At 64.6% G+C, this 13732-nt stretch carries 15 protein-coding genes; 5 read left to right on the top strand and 10 right to left on the bottom strand.

Annotation, left to right across the window (positions count from 1 at the left end; genetic code table 11):
* Positions 1 to 129: 129 nt before the first annotated feature.
* Together ATI53_RS02980 and ATI53_RS02970 are read right to left on the bottom strand one after the other, a co-directional pair.
* On the bottom strand, positions 130 to 393 hold the full coding sequence (locus ATI53_RS02980) for a hypothetical protein (protein ID WP_146609878.1): 264 nt from the start codon (positions 391 to 393) through the stop codon (positions 130 to 132).
* An 816-nt stretch (positions 394 to 1209) separates the two neighbouring features.
* Complete coding sequence (locus ATI53_RS02970; RefSeq protein ID WP_111549694.1) at positions 1210 to 1695, bottom strand: lytic transglycosylase domain-containing protein; 486 nt, start codon at positions 1693 to 1695, stop codon at positions 1210 to 1212.
* A gap of 142 nt (positions 1696 to 1837) precedes the next feature.
* Between ATI53_RS02970 and ATI53_RS02965 the strand changes: the two genes are divergently transcribed.
* Positions 1838 to 2704, top strand: a complete 867-nt coding sequence (locus ATI53_RS02965; protein WP_009507023.1) for an SDR family oxidoreductase — start codon at positions 1838 to 1840, stop codon at positions 2702 to 2704.
* 66 nt (positions 2705 to 2770) lie between these two features.
* Here ATI53_RS02965 and dxs read toward each other — a convergent pair whose 3' ends face one another.
* The 5 genes from dxs to ATI53_RS02940 all read right to left on the bottom strand — a co-directional run bounded on the left by dxs (position 2771) and on the right by ATI53_RS02940 (position 7160).
* Positions 2771 to 4696, bottom strand: coding sequence for a 1-deoxy-D-xylulose-5-phosphate synthase (gene dxs / locus ATI53_RS02960; RefSeq protein WP_111549693.1), 1926 nt, complete (start codon positions 4694 to 4696; stop codon positions 2771 to 2773).
* Positions 4697 to 4710: 14 nt separating this feature from the next.
* Complete coding sequence (locus ATI53_RS02955; protein WP_009507025.1) at positions 4711 to 5580, bottom strand: polyprenyl synthetase family protein; 870 nt, start codon at positions 5578 to 5580, stop codon at positions 4711 to 4713.
* Positions 5581 to 5586: 6 nt separating this feature from the next.
* On the bottom strand, positions 5587 to 5829 hold the full coding sequence (locus ATI53_RS02950; RefSeq protein WP_009507026.1) for an exodeoxyribonuclease VII small subunit: 243 nt from the start codon (positions 5827 to 5829) through the stop codon (positions 5587 to 5589).
* Positions 5830 to 5949: 120 nt separating this feature from the next.
* Positions 5950 to 6651, bottom strand: coding sequence for a response regulator (locus ATI53_RS02945; RefSeq protein ID WP_009507027.1), 702 nt, complete (start codon positions 6649 to 6651; stop codon positions 5950 to 5952).
* Complete coding sequence (locus ATI53_RS02940; RefSeq protein ID WP_009507029.1) at positions 6651 to 7160, bottom strand: MarR family winged helix-turn-helix transcriptional regulator; 510 nt, start codon at positions 7158 to 7160, stop codon at positions 6651 to 6653. Before ATI53_RS02940 ends, ATI53_RS02945 begins: the two co-directional genes overlap by 1 nt.
* Positions 7161 to 7346: 186 nt before the next feature.
* Here ATI53_RS02940 and ATI53_RS02935 point away from each other — a divergent pair, with 186 nt between their 5' ends.
* The 3 genes from ATI53_RS02935 to ATI53_RS02925 all read left to right on the top strand — a co-directional run bounded on the left by ATI53_RS02935 (position 7347) and on the right by ATI53_RS02925 (position 10271).
* A complete protein-coding gene (locus tag ATI53_RS02935) occupies positions 7347 to 8216 on the top strand; it encodes a branched-chain amino acid aminotransferase (protein WP_009507030.1) in 870 nt (289 codons plus the stop codon).
* A 139-nt stretch (positions 8217 to 8355) separates the two neighbouring features.
* Positions 8356 to 9840: an AMP nucleosidase gene (locus ATI53_RS02930; RefSeq protein WP_009507031.1), complete on the top strand. Its 1485-nt coding sequence runs from the start codon at positions 8356 to 8358 to the stop codon at positions 9838 to 9840.
* Between the two features lie 143 nt (positions 9841 to 9983).
* The gene (locus ATI53_RS02925) at positions 9984 to 10271 is read left to right on the top strand and encodes an HU family DNA-binding protein (RefSeq protein ID WP_009507032.1); all 288 of its coding nucleotides are present in this window, start codon (positions 9984 to 9986) and stop codon (positions 10269 to 10271) included.
* 92 nt (positions 10272 to 10363) lie between these two features.
* Here the strand turns inward: ATI53_RS02925 and ATI53_RS02920 are convergent, their stop codons facing one another.
* Positions 10364 to 10804 (bottom strand): organic hydroperoxide resistance protein, encoded by a 441-nt coding sequence (locus ATI53_RS02920; RefSeq protein WP_009507033.1) that lies wholly within the window; start codon positions 10802 to 10804, stop codon positions 10364 to 10366.
* Between the two features lie 107 nt (positions 10805 to 10911).
* Between ATI53_RS02920 and ATI53_RS02915 the strand changes: the two genes are divergently transcribed.
* Entirely contained in the window at positions 10912 to 11343 is a 432-nt protein-coding gene (locus tag ATI53_RS02915; protein WP_034453600.1) for a MarR family winged helix-turn-helix transcriptional regulator, read from the top strand.
* On the opposite strand, the gene ATI53_RS02910 is transcribed toward ATI53_RS02915, so the two are convergent.
* Both ATI53_RS02910 and ATI53_RS02905 read right to left on the bottom strand, forming a co-directional pair.
* Positions 11340 to 12032: a GNAT family N-acetyltransferase gene (locus ATI53_RS02910; RefSeq protein WP_009507036.1), complete on the bottom strand. Its 693-nt coding sequence runs from the start codon at positions 12030 to 12032 to the stop codon at positions 11340 to 11342. The genes ATI53_RS02915 and ATI53_RS02910 overlap by 4 nt on opposite strands.
* Positions 12029 to 13429 (bottom strand): aminotransferase family protein, encoded by a 1401-nt coding sequence (locus tag ATI53_RS02905; RefSeq protein ID WP_009507038.1) that lies wholly within the window; start codon positions 13427 to 13429, stop codon positions 12029 to 12031. Before ATI53_RS02905 ends, ATI53_RS02910 begins: the two co-directional genes overlap by 4 nt.
* Positions 13430 to 13732 lie beyond the last annotated feature (303 nt).

Genomic DNA, 13732 nt, shown 5'->3' with positions numbered 1-13732 from the left:
TCATTCTCTTCCTCGCAGGTAAAGTCGGAAGGTGACAACGTTCCGCCCGTGCGCGCACCCTTGTCGATCACCGGGATGAAGGGCAGAATTCGCCGTCTCAGGACGATTTCGACCAAGCACTCTTCGGAGTCAAAGACCGTCTCGGCGACCGGCCAGTCGGCGCGGACAGCGGAGCGTTCTGCCGTGCGATCCAGCTTCGCAAGCGTCAATCCTGACCTCAGCCTGCCGGACAGAACGGGTCGCATCGACATCCATGATGATCCCGTGATCCGTGTCGATCAGGTAATTGCCTGAATAGGCGAAGAAAGCCGGGCCCTTGCGCGCCGCCGTCCGCTGGCCGGCATCAACAGCAAAACCCTTGCCCCGATCAAACCCTCTGTTTTTCAACAGCATCAGGCCGGGGTGGACGGGCGGACTGCCGCTGCAAAATTCGCCGGTGCCCCCCAATTGCCAGCCTCACAACGCGCAAGCCGCTCCGAAAGCGCCTTCGGCCCGCACAACGCCAGCCACGTCACTCACTGTCGACGAGACGCTCACGCGATGACAAACGAGCCAGCAGCCCCCGTATCCGCGGCTTGCCTCAGAGAAGACTGTCACACCCTCATCTGGTCACGCGCGGTTCAGACAGGGACACGCTGCGAAGCACCCCAAGCGCAGAATGGCCGGGGATGGTTATGTTGTTCAGGATACCTGAACAGGAAAAGGCCCTTGCGTCAGGAGCGCTTCACCAGCGGTGATCCTCCTGTCGGTACGCGTCGCGGTCGTTCCCATCTTCTGACCATGCGGTATGAAACCTGAGCCAAAGGGACCGGGTTCTTCGCAAATACCGGTCGGCACCATGGTCCGCGACCCGCTTTACCTGCCCTGTCTGCACACCGCCCGAGGCGATCTTCGCCGATATCAGCGGAACCGCAACCAGGGCCCGCCCCCGACGTGTTCCGCCACTTGCCGCGTCGGAGGAACCTTGCCCGGCGGTCAAACCGGCCACGCGCGCCAGAAACTCCTGGCCGGTCCAGGGGTGCAATTCGGCGAAAGACGCCGTCCGCGACAGGCGGGCTGTTCGCAAGCTGATTCCGCAGGTCCAGGAGATCGGCGCCAGGTTGCCACCCGCTTTGACCGGTGTGCACATGTGGCAAGACCCGTCATTGCGCGCTGATCGCCATCACGAGGCTGTAATAACACCCAACGCGCCCGGCGCCCTGCCCATGGTCAGCCTTTGCGCAGCCCGGTTGCAATCAACATGCCGCGCCGCTTGGCTTCATAATAATAGCCGCGCGCATACCAGGAAATCGCCTTGTCCTGATCGCCGTCGGACACCAGCCAGGCGCCGCGCAGGTATTTCACGGCATATTGCAGGTTTGTATCAGCGTTCAGCAGTTCGGTCGCGCTGCCCCGAAATCCCATGCCTCGCGCGGTTTGCGGCAGGATCTGAAGAAGCCCGTAATAGGGGCCGTTGCGCGCGCCCGGATTATGCGTGCTTTCGCGAATGGCCAGCCGATGAACCAGTTCGCGCGGCACCTCGTAATTGTCCGACCACTTGTTGATCAGCCTGCGCAGTTCGGCGGTTTCGTTCGGATAAAGCGGCGGGTTGAACTTCATCGTCCGTTGGGGTGCGGCCTGTTCCGGGGGAAGGCCACAGGCGGCAAGCGCGCCGGGGAACAGCGACAGCACATGTCGGCGGGTAAACGGAATCATGGTTCCTCGTGAAAACTGTCCAAGCCTGGCGCCTGACTAGCGCAACCGGCGGTGGCTGCCTATCCCGTGCCGGGTGCATCGGCGCGAGTTTGCCCATCCGGCGCGGCTTGCATGTTCCGGCGCCGCCCGGCAGGCTGTCTGTATGAAGAATGTACTGCTTTCCCTTGGGCACGGGTATTCCGCCCAGGCGCTTGCCGATCGCCTTTTGCCTCTGGGCTGGAAGGTTCTGGGCACCACCCGCGATCCGGCAAAAGCCGACCGGATGCGGGCGCGCGGCATGACCCCGGTTGCCTGGACGCGCGAGGCCGTTTCAGCCGCGCTGAACCTGGCGAGCCATCTGCTGATCTCTGCCGGACCGGGCCCCGACGGAGACCCGTCGCTTGCGCTTGCGCATGAAACGCTTGCCGCCCGCGCGCCTGATCTGACATGGGCCGGCTATCTGTCGACCACCGGCGTTTACGGAGATCACGCGGGGGAGTGGATCGATGAAAACGCCGCTCTTGATCCGTCGACCCGTCGCGGCCGCCTGCGGGTCGAGGCGGAAACCGCATGGCAGGCCATTCCCGATCTGCCGCTGCACATCTTCCGCCTTGCGGGGATTTATGGCCCTGGTCGCGGGCCATTTGCCAAGGTGCGCGGCGGCACTGCCCGTCGTATCGTGAAGCCCGGACAGGTGTTCAGCCGCATCCACGCCGCGGATATCGCGCAAAGCCTGGAAGCGTCGATCAGGCGTCCGCAGCCCGGTGGAATATACAACCTGTGCGACGACGCCCCGGCGCCTCCGCAGGATGTCATTCTGTTCGCGTGCGAGCTTCTGGGCGTCACCCCGCCGGCCGAAGAAGATTTCGCCACGGCAGAAATGACCTCGATGGCGCGCAGTTTCTACGCCGAAAGCAAACGGGTCTCGAACCGGCGGCTCAAGGAAGATCTGGGGGTGCGGCTGATGTATCCCGACTACCGGACGGGGCTGCGGGCCCTGCTTGCCGAAGAAGGGCTGCAAGGAGCCTGACCGGGGCGGGGCGCCGCCTGCGCCCTTGCGCCCCGCCGGCATCCCAACCCCAAGAGGCGCCGCGCGCTACGCCTTGCGGCTGATCAGATCCACGCCGAGAGTCGTCAGCACCTTTTCTTCGATGCGGGCGGCATCCAGCCCGGCGGCGGCGTACATCGCGTCGGGGCTGGCGTGGTCGATAAAGCTGTCGGGCAGCACCATCGAGCGAAATTTCAACCCGTGGTCAAAGATGCCTTCGTCCGCCAAAAGCTGCGCGACGTGGCTGCCAAAGCCCCCGATCGCGCCTTCTTCGATGGTGACAAGCGCCTCATGCGTGGTGGCGAGTCGCAGGATCAGATCGCGGTCGAGCGGCTTGGCGAAGCGGGCATCGGCAACGGTCGCAGCGATGCCGCGCGCGTCGAGCCTTTCGGCGGCGGCAAGCGTTTCCCCCAGCCGCGTGCCAAAGCTGAGAAGGGCGACGCGGGCACCTTGCCGGATCAGGCGTCCGCGTCCGATTTCAAGGATTTCGCCCTGTTCGGGCATGTCGACTCCGCGCCCTTCGCCGCGCGGGTAGCGAAAGGCGATGGGGCCGCTGTCATACGCCGCGGCGGTGGCAACCATGTGCTTCAGCTCGGCCTCGTCGGCGGCGGCCATGACCACCATGCCCGGCAAGTTGGTCATGAAGGCGATGTCGTAGGCGCCCGCATGGGTCGCGCCGTCGGCGCCGACAAGCCCGGCGCGGTCGATGGCAAAGCGCACCGGCAGGCGCTGGATCGCCACGTCATGCACAACCTGGTCGTATCCGCGTTGCAAGAATGTTGAATACATCGCGCAGAACGGCCGCAGCCCGCCCGCGGCCAGCCCGGCGGCAAAGGTCACCCCATGCTGTTCGGCGATGCCCACGTCGAACACGCGCGCCGGAAAGCGTTCGGCCATCAGGTCCAGCCCGGTGCCGTCGGGCATGGCGGCGGTTACGGCGCAGATGCGGGGGTCGACCTCGGCCAGACGGGTCAGTTCCTTGGCAAAGACCGAGGTGTAGCTGGGCGCGTTCGATGGCGCCTTTTTCTGCTCGCCGGTCGAAACGTCGAATTTCGCGCGCGCGTGGCCCCGGTCGGCAGAGCCTTCGGCGGGGGCGTACCCCTTGCCCTTTTTCGTGAGCGCGTGGATCAGGATCGGACCTGTGGCGCGGTCGCGCACGGTGCGCAACACCGGCAGCAGCTGGTGCAGGTCGTGACCGTCGATGGGCCCAAGGTAGCTGAATCCGAGTTCCTCGAACAGGGTGCCGCCGACGGCCATGCCCTTGATCATCTCCTTGGCGCGCTTGGCGCCCTCGCGCAAGGGCGGGGGCAACAGCGCAACCGCGCCCTTGGCGGCGACTTTCAGATCCTGAAACGGTGCTTCGGCATAGAGCCGCGACAGGTAGGACGACATCGCGCCGGTGGGCGCGGCGATGGACATTTCGTTGTCGTTCAGGATGACGATCAGCCGTTTGCCAAGATGGCCGGCGTTGTTCATCGCCTCGAACGCCATGCCCGCCGACATGGCCCCGTCGCCGATCACTGCGATGGCATCGCCCGCGCCGGTGTCGGTGGTGCCGCCCAGATCGCGCGCCACCGCAAAGCCGAGCGCGGCGGAAATCGAGGTCGAGCTGTGCCCCGCCCCGAAGCAATCGTAAGGCGATTCGCTGCGTTTGGTAAAACCGGACAGCCCGCCCTGCTGCCGGATGGTGCGGATGCGATCCCGCCGCCCGGTCAGGATCTTGTGCGGATAGGCCTGATGCGACACGTCCCAGATCAGCTTGTCGCGCGGCGTGTCGAATACCGCATGGAGCGCGACCGTCAGTTCGACGACGCCAAGGCCCGCCCCCAGATGACCGCCGGTTTGCGACACCGCCGCGATGGTTTCGGCGCGCAGTTCGTGCGCAAGCTGTTCCAGTTCGGCGTCCGACATTCGTTTCAGATCCGCCGGTGCGGAGACGCGATCAAGAAGCGGGGTGTCGGGGCTGGCGGTCATGGCGTCTCTCGCGGTCAGGTTCGTCGGGAGATAACGAAGCGGGCGGCTTCCCGCAAGGCATCCGCCCCGGCGCCGTATGACGATAGCGCGTCGCAGGCATCAGTCACGAGGGTTTGTGCGCGCCGTTTCGCACCGTCCAGCCCCAGCAGCGACACAAAGGTGGCCTTGCCGCGCGCGGCGTCCTTGCCCACCGCCTTGCCCACGGTGTCCGCATCGCCGGTGACATCCAGAATGTCGTCGGCGATCTGAAACGCAAGGCCAAGGCGTTCGGCATAGGCGGTCAGCGGTGCAAGGTCGGCCCGTGCCAACCGCGCGCCCGCCTGCGCCGACCATGTGATCAGCGCGCCGGTCTTGCCCGACTGCAACGCGGTGATCTGATCCAGCGTCAGCGGCCGGGTGGTCCTTTCGGCGGCCATGTCCAGCGCCTGGCCCAGCACCATGCCGCGCGCCCCGGCGGCCCGCGCAAGGCTGAGGGTCAGGTCCGCACGCACGGCTGCATCCGGGTGGCATCGCGGATCGCTGACCATCTCGAACCCCAGTGCCTGCAGCGCGTCGCCGGCCAGAACGGCGGTGGCCTCGTCCCATTCGCGGTGCAGCGTGGGCCGGCCCCGGCGCAGGTCGTCGTCATCCATGCAGGGCAGGTCGTCATGCACCAGCGAATAGGCGTGGATCGCCTCGATCGCGCAGGCGGGCCAAAGCGCGCGGTCCCGCGGCACGTCGTGCAGGCGCGCGCTTTCCAGCACCAGCCAGCCGCGCAGCCCCTTGCCGCCGGATACGGCATAGCCCATGGCGCGGGTCACGGGCAGGTCGTCAACCCCGCCCAGAACGCCGGCGAAATGCGCATCCACAGCGCGCGCGCCGCGGCCAAGACTGTCCTTGAACATCGGGCGTTACAGACCTTCGACGGGCTTCAGGCCGGTCGGCTCGCCCGCAGCGTCGAGCTGGATCGCGGCCACCTTTTCCTCGGCGCTCTTGAGCTTGGCTTCGCAGTGCTTTTTCAGCGCGTCGCCACGCTTGTACAGTTCGATCGACGCCTCAAGCGGCACATCGCCGCGTTCAAGTTGGCCGACCACTTGTTCAAGCTCGGCCATGGCCTGTTCGAATGTCATGTCCTTGACGGCGGTGTCGGTCATTTTTCTGGCCTCGATCAGTTCTGTTATCGGCGCCGGGCCTGTGGCCTTGGGCGCGTCCGGATCATAGTCGTGTTCGTCCCCCGGGACCACCCGCAGGGACGGTATTTCGGGGGCCGCGCGTCAGTCAGGGGCCAGCATGTAGCCCGCGCCGCGCACCGTTTGCAGATAGCGCGGTTGTTTGGGGTCGGATTCGATCTTGCGGCGCAGGCGGGTGATCTGCACATCGACGGCGCGTTCCTGCGCCTGGCCCTTGTCGCGGCCCAGTTCCTCGACCAGTTCCGTGCGGGTCAGCGCCTCGCCGGGTCTGGCGGAAAAGATCCGCATCAACTGGCTTTCGGTGGCGGTCAGGCGGATCTGGTCCTCGCCCTGCCACATCTCTCCGCGTTCGATGTCGTAGCGGATCAGCCCAAGTGTCAGCAGCTTGGGCGCCGAGGCATCGCGCGGCGGGTCCGGCATCCGGCGCAGGATGGCGGCCATGCGCAGCAGCAGTTCCTTGGGTTCGAACGGCTTGGGCAGGTAGTCGTCGGCGCCCGCTTCGAACCCCTTGATGCGGTCGTCGGTTTCGCCCCGCGCGGTCAGCAGCATGATCGGCGTGGTCGAGGTTTCGCGGATGCCGCGCGTCAGGCTGACACCGTCTTCGCCGGGCATCATCACGTCCAGCACGATCATGTCGAAATCCAGTCCCCGCAAGATGCGCCTTGCATGGGCGGCGTCGCGCGCGGCGGTGACCAGAAATCCGTTGCGGATCAGGAATTTCTGCAGCAGCTGACGGATGCGTTCATCGTCATCGACGACAAGGATATGGGCGTCGGGTTCGGCCATCAGCGCGGTTCCCTCAGGCCTGAGTAGTGGCGTTGCAGGTCGGGGTCCATCATCGCCTCCAGCACCTTGCGAAAGCCGACCACCGCCTCGGGGCCGGCTTGTCGATAGGCGGCCCGCATGCGGGCGCGCTGCGCATCGGACAGGCGGTGTTCCAGGTCGCGCCCGTCCGGGGTCAGGAACAGGTGGCGTTCGCGCTTGTCGGTCCGCCCGATCCGGCTTTCGACCAGCCCGTCGTCGATCAGCGTGCGCAACACCCGGTTAAGCGATTGTTTCGTCACCCCCAGGATCGACAGCAGGTTGTTGACGGTGGTGCCCGGCACGATGTGGATGAAGTGGACCGCCCGGTGGTGCGCCCGCCCGTAGTGCATTTCAGACAGAATGCGGTCGGGGTCGGCGGTAAAGCCGCGATAGGCAAAGAACATCGCCTCGATCCCCTGGCGAAGCTGCTCGTCCGTCAGGAAAAGCAGAGATTCCCCCGTGTGCCCTTGCGTTCCAGGCAGATCCGCCATGCCGTCCCTCTTTCTGTGCCGTCTTTTGTTGGGACTTTAAGTCAGCCTTGTTGACATTCCAAGTGTCAACTGGTAGCGAGTCGCAGTTTTCGCGTAATTATATGTCCATAACGGCCATATCTGGCGCAACAAATGGAAATAAAATGCGAAGATCAGGACATATCCCACGCTGAAGGAGAATGAGCGATGGAAGGTGCATATGACGACCGTGACGGCAAGATCTGGCTGGACGGCAAGCTGGTGGACTGGCGGGCCGCTAAGGTGCACATCCTGACTCACGCGCTGCACTACGCTTCGTCGGTGTTCGAAGGCGAACGTTGCTACGGTGGCAAGATCTTCCTTGGGCACGAACATTCCAAACGGCTGCGCTTTTCCGCGTCCGAACTGGATTTCGAAATCCCCTACACCGCCGAAGACATCGACGCCGCCAAAGACGCCGTGCTTCAGGCCAACGGCTTTACCGACGCCTATGTGCGCGCGGTGGCGTGGCGCGGGGCAGGGCAGGAGATGGGGGTCGCCTCGTCGCGCAACCCGGTCCATCTGGCCGTGGCCGCCTGGGAATGGGGTAACTACTACGGCGATGCCAAGCTCAAGGGCGCCAAGCTGGACATCGCGCGCTGGAAACGCCCGTCGCCCGAGACCGCGCCGGTGCACGCCAAGGCCGCCGGTCTTTACATGATCTGCACCATGTCCAAGCACGAGGCCGAGGCGCGGGGCTGTTCGGATGCGCTGTTCATGGATCATCGCGGCTATGTGGCCGAGGCGACCGGCGCGAACATATTCTTCGTCAAGGATGGCGAGGTCCACACCCCGCTGGCCGATTGTTTTCTGAACGGCCTGACCCGCCAGACGGTCATCAAGCTGCTCACGGAAAAGGGTATCGCCGTGCATGAACGCCACATCATGCCCGAAGAACTGGACGGATTCGAACAGTGCTGGCTGACCGGCACCGCCGCCGAGGTCACGCCGGTGGGTCAGATCCGTGACTATCGTTTCGAGGTCGGCGCCCTGACGCTGGACATCATGGACACCTACGAAAAACTCGTCCGCAGCTGATCGGGTGCTGCATTCGGGATGCGTAATTAACGCCCCCGCACCCTGCGTGCGGGGGCGTTTTTCTGCCGGCGCCACGCGACGCCTTGAACGCCCGCGCCGCCGGTGCCAGTTTGTGCGGTAACAACAGGGAAGAAACCCAATGCAGGACAGCATCCAGCCGCTGAAAATCGTGACGCCCACGCCCCCCGCGCCAGAGCTGTTTACCGACGCCTCCGCCGCGGTCGACCGGCTTGTCGCGCTTTACGATCTGTCGATCGGCTTCCTGCACGACCGTTTTCTGGGGGCGATGCGCGACGGTCACCCCGGCGTGCGGATCCGGGCCTATTACCCCGAGATCCGCGTCACCACGACGACACACGCAAAGGTCGACAGCCGCCTCAGCTTTGGCCACGTTCCCGCGCCGGGCACATTTGCCACCGGGATCACCCGTCCCGACTTGTTCCGGCACTATCTGGAACAGCAGATCGGCCTGTTGCTGGAAAGCCATCAGGTGCCAGTGCAGGTGGGGCTGTCGGAAACGCCGATGCCGGTGCATTTCGCGGTGTCCAACTATCCCGAGATTGCGGTTCCGCAGGAAGGGGCGGCGGAATTCATCCTGCGCGATGTGTTCGATGTGCCCGACCTGAACGTCACCAACGACGATATCGTCAACGGCGTCGCGCAGCCCGCCGCCGATGGCGCGCAGCCCCTGGCGCCCTTTACCGCGCAGCGCATCGACTATTCTCTGGCCCGTCTGGCGCATTACACCGCCACCGATCCGGGCCATTTCCAGAACCATGTGCTGTTCACCAACTACCAGTTCTACGTCAGCGAATTCGAAGCCTACGCCCGCGCGCAGTTGGCCGACCCCGACAGCGGCTATTCCAGCTTCGTGTCCACCGGCAATGTCGAGATCACCGACCCTGAAACGCCGATACCGCTCAGCCCCAAGATGCCGCAGATGCCGACCTATCACCTCAAGCGGCCCAACGGGGCGGGCATCACGCTGGTCAATATCGGGGTGGGGCCGTCAAACGCCAAGACCGCGACCGACCACATCGCCGTGCTGCGCCCGCATGCCTGGCTGATGGTCGGCCATTGCGCCGGTTTGCGCAGTTCTCAATCGCTGGGCGATTTCGTGCTGGCCCATGCCTATCTGCGCGAAGACAAGGTGCTGGATGACGACCTGCCGGTCTGGGTGCCGATTCCGGCGCTGGCGGAAATTCAGGTGGCGCTGGAACAGGCGGTGGCACAGGAAACCCAGCTGGATGGCTATGACCTCAAGCGGATCATGCGCACCGGCACCGTTGCATCCGTCGACAACCGGAACTGGGAGCTGCGCGACCATTCCGGCCCGGTGCAGCGGCTCAGCCAGTCGCGCGCCGTGGCGCTGGATATGGAATCGGCCACGATTGCCGCCAACGGATTCCGGTTTCGCGTGCCCTACGGAACGCTGCTGTGCGTCAGCGACAAACCCCTGCACGGCGAGCTGAAGCTGCCCGGCATGGCGTCGGATTTCTACAAGACCCAGGTGGCGCGTCACCTGATGATCGGCATCCGCGCGATGGAACGCTTGCGCGGAATGCCGCTTGAAAGACTGCACAGCCGCAAGCTTCGCAGTTTCGAAGAGACGGCATTCCTGTAACTGGGGCCACAACCGCGGCGCAGCGGCGAAAAACATACGTTTTTCCCTTGCAAACCGACCCATTCCATTGTGTTTGAACACGACATGATGATCTACATACAACAAGAGCCCCAATAAAACGGGCAGTCCAAGGAGACCATGAAATGGCGAAACCGATGACCAAGACCGAGCTTGTGGCCGCCCTGGCCACCGAGATGGACGCGGACAAGAAGACCGCGACCGCGGCGCTTGACGCGATCACCGGCATCATCACCAAGGCGGTGGCCGACGGCGGCGCGGTGACCCTGCCGGGCGTCGGCAAGATCTACTGCCGCGAGCGCCCCGAGCGCATGGTGCGCAACCCCGCCACCGGCGAGCAGTTCAAGAAAGAAGCCGACAAGCAGGTCAAGGTGACCATCGCCAAGGCCCTGAAAGACAGCGTCAACGGTTGATCCCCGATTAAGTTCCGGCGGGTCCCTCTGACACTGACATGACATGAAAAGGACCACCTCCGGGGTGGTCCTTTTTGCGTTTCCGGGGGCGGTCAGACCAGCGACAGATCGACGTCGATGTTGCCTTTGGTCGCGTCCGAATAGGGGCAGACGAAATGCCCGCGCTCGACAATCTTCTGCGCCACGGCGCGGTCCAGTCCTGGCAGGCTGACGGCCAGTTTCACGGCGATGCCAAAGCCGCCATCGCCGCGTGGGCCGATGCCGACCGTTGCGGTCACCTTTGCGTCCTCCGGGACATCGCCCAGCTTTTCCATCCTGGCAACGGCGTGCATGGCGCTGAGGAAGCAGGCAGCATAGCCCATCGCGAACAGTTCTTCGGGGTTGTGACCCTTGCCGTCACCGCCAAGTGCGGGCGGGCTGGCCATGGTCACTGTCAGTTGGCCGCTGGCAAGGCCGGCGATCCCGTTGCGCCCGCCGCCGGTGGCGTAGCCTTCAGTCTGGTATTTCGTGTCGATTGCCATATCGATTGCCATGAGACTTTCCTTTCATGAGCGATTATATCGTGCACGATTGAAATGGCGCCACGGGTGCCAAAGTCAAGCCACTTGCGAGACAATCGCGCACGATCTACCTTGTGGGGATGACAGTAACACCCCCCGATATGCTGTGTTTCGCGCTCTATTCCGCCCAACACGCGGTACAGCAGGCCTACGCAGACCTGCTTGCGCCGCTTGGGCTGACCTATCCGCAATATCTGGTGATGATGTCGCTGTGGGGGCAGGACGGGCGCAGCGTCGGCGCGCTGGGGAAAGAGCTGGGGCTGTCGTCCAACACTCTGACCCCGTTGCTGAAGCGCATGCAGGCGCAGGGCTTGCTGGATCGCGCCCGCGATCCGCAGGATGAACGCCGCGTGCTGGTGCGACTGACCGATGCCGGGCAGGCGATGCAGGACACCGCCGCGTGGATTCCGCAGCGGATGGCGGACCGCATGGGCCTGCCGATGGACGATCTTGTCCGCCTGCGCGGTGACATCCTTGGCGTGCGCGACCGGCTCAGGGCGCGCGGATCCTAGAGCTTGCCAAGCGCGGCGATCTGGCCGCCGTCCGCGTCGAAATTATCCGGATCGAGCCAATGTTCGAACCGTGCCTTCAATTCCGGCCATTCGCTGTCGATCACCGAAAACCAGGCGGTGTCGCGGTTGCGCCCCTTGACAATGGTGGCCTGGCGAAAGGTACCTTCATAGCTGAAGCCAAGCCGTTGCGCCGCGCCGCGCGACGGCATGTTCAGCGCGTCGCATTTCCATTCATAGCGTCGATAGCCCAGCGCGTCGAAGGCGCGCGCCATCATCAGGAACATCGCTTCGGTCGCGGCGGCGGTGCGTTGCAGGCGCGGCGACATATGAATGAAACCGACCTCGATCACGCCATTCGCAGGGTCGATCCGAAGATAGGAACAAAAGCCCAGCGGCGTGCCGTCGGGGGCGCAGATGGCGAAATACAGCGGGTCTTCACTGGCGATCGCATCCGCTGCCCAGCTGTGTGCATCGGCGAGATCGGCAAAGGGGCCGCGCGGCAGGTAGGTCCAGCCGCGCCCTTCGCTATCCTCGGCAAAGGCGGCAAACAGCCCCTCGGTGTGATCGGTGCGCAGCGGTTCCAGACGCACGCGCGGTCCGGCCAGAGGCGCACGCGCGGGCCGCGCGCAGGGAAAGCGACCCGTGACGGGCGATCCGACAGGCTGGCCGGCATCGTTGGTCCGGGTCATCCAAAGACCTTGCCAAGGCTCTTGTCCACCGCATCGACGATCTGGTCGATGTCGTCCCTGGTCGAAATCAGCGCGGGCGCAAGGCACAGCACGTTGTTCAGGCCGGGGCAGGACCGGTTCGAGGCGCCGATGATGACGCCCTCGGCGGCACAGCCCGCCACGGTGGCGCCGACCTGCGCCTCGCTGACCGGCGTTTTGGTGTCGCGATCCGCGACCAGTTCGACCCCGAGGAACAGTCCCTTGCCGCGCACATCGCCCACCACGGCATGCTTGTCCGCCAGCGCACCGAGGCTTTCGTACATGTAATCCCCCATGGCGGTGCAGTTTTCCAGCAGGTTCTCATCCTCGATGATGCGCATGTTTTCCAGCGCGGCGGCGGGCCCGGCGGTGCAGCCCCCAAAGGTCGAAATGTCACGGAAGTGGTTCAGCGGATCGCTTGGGTCGTCCTTGAACAGGTCGAACACCCGTTCGTTGGTCACGCAGCATGCGATGGCGGCGTAACCGGATGCGACGCCCTTGGCCATGGTCACGAAATCGGGTTCGATGCCGTAATGCTGGTAGCCGAACCAATGCGTGCCGGTGCGACCGACACCGCAGACCACCTCGTCGATATGCAGCAGGATGTCGTACCTGCGGCAGATTTCCTGCACGCGCTGCCAGTAGCCCACGGGGGGCACGATGACGCCGCCGCCCGCGGTCACCGGTTCCAGACACAGCGCGCCCACGGTGTCGGGACCTTCGCGCAGGATCACCTCTTCGATGGCATTGGCGGCGCGTTCGCCATACGCCTCGCCCGAAAGGTCGCCCCAGCCCTGATCGGCGGCGCGGTATTCCAGGCAATGGGGCACCATGACGAACCCCGGCGCAAAGGGGCCGTATTGCAGGTTGCGTTCCAGCTGCCCGCCCGCCGACATCGCGCCGATGGTGCCGCCGTGGTAGTCGCGCTCGCGGAACAGGATCTTGTGTTTCCTGCCGCCATACCGCTTGTGGGCGATCTGACGGACCATCTTGAACGCCTTCTCGTTCGCCTCGGAGCCGGAGTTGGTATAGTAGACGCGGCTCATCCCCGGCATCTTGTCGATCAGCTTTTCAGCGAACAGCGCCCCCGGCACTGATCCCGCGGAGCCTGCGAAATAGTTCAGTTTCATCAGTTGCTCGGACATGGCATCGACGATCGACCGACGCCCGTAGCCCACGTTGACGGTCCAGACCGCGCCGGACACCGCGTCGATGAATTCGCGCCCGTGCTGGTCCCAGACCCGCATACCCTTGCCCTCGACGATGATGCGCGGATCGCTGGTTTCCAGCGCCTTGTGCTGTAACAGGTGATGCCACACATGGGCCTTGTCGGCCTCGACAACGTGGCTCAGGTCGTTCTGGGTAAGGGTGCCGTCCATCGTGCTGTCTCCGGGAATCTGGTCGCACCGGCGCGGTCTGCCGGCTCGGGGGAATGTTAGCACAGCTTTGAGCGCCAGAGGCAACACCACCCGCCCGGATACCGGCGCCGCGATGGTTGTCGCGGATGACACGCCGGGTCATGCTGCACCGGAAATGCGCCAGTTTCGCGCGGTCGGGCGAAAAAACGGGCAAATGAGACAGGCTTGTATTGATCCGTCAGTCGATTTCCGGTCCGATCACAGCGGGGGCACGCGGCGCATGTGCCGCCCATATCATGCAGGACGGCGCCGACACGAGCGGGG

The sequence above is a fragment of the Salipiger aestuarii genome, from assembly GCF_003259905.1.
GTDB lineage: Bacteria > Pseudomonadota > Alphaproteobacteria > Rhodobacterales > Rhodobacteraceae > Salipiger > Salipiger aestuarii.
The sequence above is the reverse complement of the archived record's forward strand: the minus strand, read 5'-3'. Positions and strand labels throughout refer to the sequence as shown.